Annotated in this window: 1 protein-coding gene; it reads left to right on the top strand. The window is 62.2% G+C overall.

The features are described 5' to 3' along the window. Positions 1 to 165 precede the first annotated feature (165 nt). Positions 166 to 4,809 (top strand): transglycosylase SLT domain-containing protein, encoded by a 4,644-nt coding sequence (locus ACH4F2_RS35055; RefSeq protein ID WP_398136730.1) that lies wholly within the window; start codon positions 166 to 168, stop codon positions 4,807 to 4,809. Positions 4,810 to 4,845: the final 36 nt, after the last annotated feature.

Genomic DNA, 4,845 nt, shown 5'->3' with positions numbered 1-4,845 from the left:
AGTTACAACGCGGGATCCGCACGGCTGATTGTCGAACCAGAGCTATCGGCGAACTTCCACGAGCGACTGCGATTCCTCGTCAATTCGCGCCGCGTCGACGCAACTGTTCAGGTCGAGCCCAACCTTGCCGGATTCCACCAGCGGGTGCGGAACGGCACCCGGAACATGCCGGCAGTCGAGGTCGACATCACCCCGAATCTCACGGGGCTGCGTAATCGCGTACGTACCCAGTTGCAGGGGATGGAAGCCGACGTCACCGTTCGCGCCGATCTGGACCTGACCAGGGCACATGCGCAAATGCAGGCGTTCCGGGCATCGATCAGAGACGTCCACATGAACCTGGACATCGACACAGGTGCGGCGATGACTCAGGTCGCAGCTCTGACCGCACAGGTACTGGCGCTTGAGGCGCTGATTCGTGGCATGCCGCCGATCCCTGCCGGTGGTGGAGGTGGCGGCGCCGGCGGCGGTGCCGGAGCAGCTCTCAGTGGCATTGCTTCCGGTGCAGGTCTGGCGAAGATCGCTTTGGTCGCGTTGGGTGCAGTGTCGTTGGTACCGCTCATCGGCCAACTCGTCCAGGCAGCAGGGGTCGTTGCACTACTCCCCGCGATGGGTGCTGCAGCCGCCGCGACCTTCGCAACGATCGCAGTCGGAGCCACCGGCATCAAGGACGCCTTCGAGGCAGGCAAGGAAGCGGCCAAGAACTCCGCGAAGGAGTCGGCAGCCGCAGCGAAGCAGACCGAGGCCGCTCAGCGCTCTCTTGCCGACGCGATCGACGCGGTGGAGCAGGCAGAGAAGGGCCACACACGAGCACTGCGTGAGGTCGAGTCTGCGGAGAAGAACAACCGCCGCGCGGTGGCGGATGCGGAACTCGCACAGAAGTCGCTCACGCAGGCGCGCAAGGCCGCAACCGAGCAGATCGAGGACATGAACCTCGCCCTCAAGCGCAGTTCCCTCGACGAAGAGGACGCGCTACTCGGGGTTCAGGAGTCCTGGGAACGACTGGTCGAAGCCCGAAGCTCCGGCGACACGACCCCGACCCAGCTACGCAGGGCCGATCTCGCCTACCGCCAGCAGATCCAGCGTCTGACGGAAGTTCGCGAGGCGAACCAGGATCTCCGGGCCGAGGTCGCTGACGTCAACGCCAAGGGCGTCGAAGGTGCGGACCAGGTCGTCGCTGCTCAACAGGCAGTGGTGGACGCCGATGACCGTGTCGTCGACTCGAAGCAAGCGATTGTCGATGCGCAGGATCGAGTCGCTGAGTCGCAGAGGGGGATTGAGCGGGCACTCGACAACGTGGCGGTCGCTCAGCAGAACCTGAACGACACCATGGCAGCAGGATCGCCGTCCCTCGAGAAGTACAACGAGGCGCTCGCGAACCTCTCGCCGAATGCACGGCAGTTCGTCGAGATGACACGCGGAATGTCCGACGCCTGGAAGGAACTCCGGTTCTCGGTACAGGACGCGCTGTTCGACGGGATGGGGCAGAAGTTCTCGGAGCTCGGCGGCACCTACATGCCGATTCTGACGGACGGTCTGACGGCGCTGGCGGACGTGTTGAACACCAAACTGAAATCGGCCATGGATTGGCTGATGACAGATGGTGTCAAGGACGACATCTCGCAAATTCTCACCAACACGGCAGAAGCGTTGGGGCCGTTGCTGGATGGTCTCGGCAATCTCGGTTCAGCGCTGCTGGACCTCTCTGCCGTCGGATCGGATTTCCTCCCGTCCATCACCGGTGCTTTCGAGGAGGGGACCGGCAATTTCGCCGAAATGATTCACTCGATGCGCACCACCATCGACGAAAACGGTAAGTCGCAACTGCACAATTTCATGCAGGAAGCGATCGACACGTTCGCCCAAATCTGGCGCATCATCAAGGGAATCGGCGAACTCGCGGGCAACATGTTCGCTGGTTCGGATGAGGTGGGGGAGTCCTGGCTCGACTCGATCGAGTCCACCCTCGACCGCTGGAACGAATTCCTCGGAACGCCCGAAGGTCGCGAAGAAATCAAGAAGTTCTTCGAGGACGTCAAGTCGATCGTCGAATCGATCATGGGCATAATCTCCACGGCCGCAGGGCTGTTGGGGACGTTCCGGCCCGCCCGGAGCAGCGACGACGGTGAACAAGGCGACGCACCCGGCAAGGTTCCCGAACAGCTCGAACCTGGTCAGGCGCAACGCGCAGGCGCACTGCGGCAAGTGTGGGACGGAGCCGACAACGACGGTGGCTGGTGGGGCAAAACCTCGCGAGGCGTCAACTCGTTCTTCGGCTACAACAACGAAAAAGACGAATACGACGGTGGCCTGTGGAACAAGGACCACGGCGGCTGGGGCGGGGCGATCAACCGCGGACTCAGCGGCGTCGGCGACTTCGTCAGCGGCGGCGCGTGGGACTGGATCGGCGCGGAAGAAGGGCAGTCTCCCGCCGCAGCGTTGTGGGAGAAGTCGATCAATGCGGCCAAGGACGCCTGGGACGGATTCACCGGCTCTGTCGGCGACAAGGTCGAGGACACCAAGAAGTGGTTCGGTGACGTCAGCTCCCGGATCGGTGAAATCGGATCATCGGCGATCACCGGTCTACGAGACGGGGCGAAGGCCAAGTGGGACGAACTGTGCTCACGGGTCTCCGACGGTTGGAATAACACCATCCGGCCGGCGTGGGACACCCTACGCAACGAAGGCCTCGGTGGACTCGCCAACGATTTCCTCTCGAAGATCACCAACGGAGCCGTCACGGACTGGAAGAACCTTCCATCCGCCATCGGTTCCGGTATCGCGGACATCGTCGAAAAGCACTTCCCAGGATTCCGGGGCGCGCTCGACGAACTGCGAAACTTCTTCGGCGGCATCGTCTCTGCGATCGGCGACATCTGGGACGGATTGAGGGAGCGTCTGGCAGGGCCGATCAACTTTGTCATCGACACCGTGCTCAACAACGGGCTCGGCAAAGCGTGGAACGCAGTCGCGGGACTGCTCGATCTGGAACCGTGGCCGACGATCGATCCGATCGGTGAAGTCGGCGGCAAGTCCGGCGGAAACATCGCAGACCAGATGATTCATCGTCGCGACGGTGGCGCGGTGTTCGGTGCAGGTGGCCCGCGTGACGACAAGATTCCCGCCTGGCTCTCGAACGGCGAGCACGTCTGGACAGCAGCAGAAGTCATGGCTGCAGGCGGTCACGGCGAGGTCGAGCGGATGCGCCGCGAGACCTTGGCCAGCAACTACCGAGACGGGGGTCGGGTCCAGAACAAGGGACCGGCGCAGTTCGCGCTCGGTGGTGGTGTGATCTTCGGTTCCGACACCGACACTTGGATGGCGCAGGTCATCCAGGACGCGTTCCCGGAAGTGACGATCACGTCCGCTCTTCGCCCCGGCCATTCCGGCTATCACGGCAAGGGCGGCGCCGTCGACATCGACGGTCCGAACAAGCAGGCCTACGCGGACTGGATTTTCCAGGCGTATCCGCAATCAGCGCAGCTGATTTGGGGTCCTGGACCGTTGCTCTACAACGTCGGCGGAAACATGATCACCGACCAGGGCCAGCTCTCGAATCAGGTGTACGCCGGTGACTTGCCTGGTCACTGGGATCACGTGCACTGGGCGAACGATTTCCCGCAGGCCGAAATGAGCGACGAGGAAAAGAAGTCGCTGTTCGAACGGTTCACGGGAGCGATCAGCGGGGCGTTCAACATGGTCCGCAATCAGACCGCGAACCTGTTCGAGCTTCCGGTCAAGGGGCTGCGGAAGATGATTCCGGAGTTCTCGGAATTGGGCATGTTCGGGCAGATTCCGCTCGCCGTCTACGACAAGTTGACGGACGCGGCTTTGACGATCGTCCGTGGCAAGTCAGCCACTTCCGGTGGTGGAGATGTCCCGTACGACAAGAACTCTGGTGCGGAACAGTGGCGACCCCTCGTGGAGAAGCTGTTCGACGAAAAGGGTATCGACCGGTCATTGGTCGACAAGTACCTGTATCAGATCCAACGGGAATCCGGTGGTAACCCGAACGCGATCAACGACTGGGACGTCAACGCGCAGAACGGTGTCCCATCGAAAGGTCTCGCTCAGGTCATCGACCCGACGTTCCAGTCGTACAAGGACCCAGGGTTCGACGACATCTGGGATCCGGAATCGAATCTCCGTGCGTCGCTGAACTACCTGCTTCGTGACCCGAAGTTCGGTGGGCAAGGTGTCGCAGCGTTGACCGGTGCCGGCTACGACCAGGGCGGGGTCTTCAAGGACAAGACCTTCGGTTTCAACCTCTCCGGAAAGCCCGAAGTCGTGTTCACGGACGATCAGTGGCGGTTGCTGCAGCAGTACATCCCGGCCGTGACAGGTCAACCGCTGACCACACCCGAATCGCCGTCGGTAGCACCTGCTCTCGCAGGTGATCCGGCAGCACCAGTTCCGGGTGCGGCGGCGTTCGATCCGCAGGCGTACATGAACACACGCCTGGATAAATACGGCAAGGACGTCGGCAAGATCGGTCAGGACGCTCTGCTCGAAATCTTCGGGCTCAAGGGCACTCCCATCGATCCGAACAGCTACTACCGACAGGCCTTTGAGCAGGCGTCGAAGGCCACAGTGCCGTCGGCGGGTGCTGCTCCCGGTCTCACCGCCGGGTCGCAGTACAACGTCGGCACCACCAATCGACCGGACCAGATTTACGCCGGCGACGGCGCTGCCCCGGTCGACCAGTCCACAACCATCAACATTCAGGTCCAGTCTGTCGAAGAGGCATTCGCGAAAGCGAAAACCTATGCGGCGCAGCTGGCCCTGCAGCACGGGGCGAGGTGGAGTTAGTTGTTCGATTCGACAGCGAAGGTGGAAATCTTCGGT

This window comes from Streptomyces sp. NPDC017890 (assembly GCF_044328675.1).
In the GTDB taxonomy this organism is placed as follows: domain Bacteria; phylum Actinomycetota; class Actinomycetes; order Streptomycetales; family Streptomycetaceae; genus Streptomyces.
Note: the sequence above shows the minus strand (reverse complement) of the source record. Positions and strands in the feature narration are given on the sequence as shown.

What these genes read in the sequence shown, in the direction of transcription:
- ACH4F2_RS35055 (WP_398136730.1), top strand. Translation starts at nt 166, where the DNA reads ATGCCGGCAGTCGAGGTCGACATCACCCCGAATCTCACGGGGCTGCGT.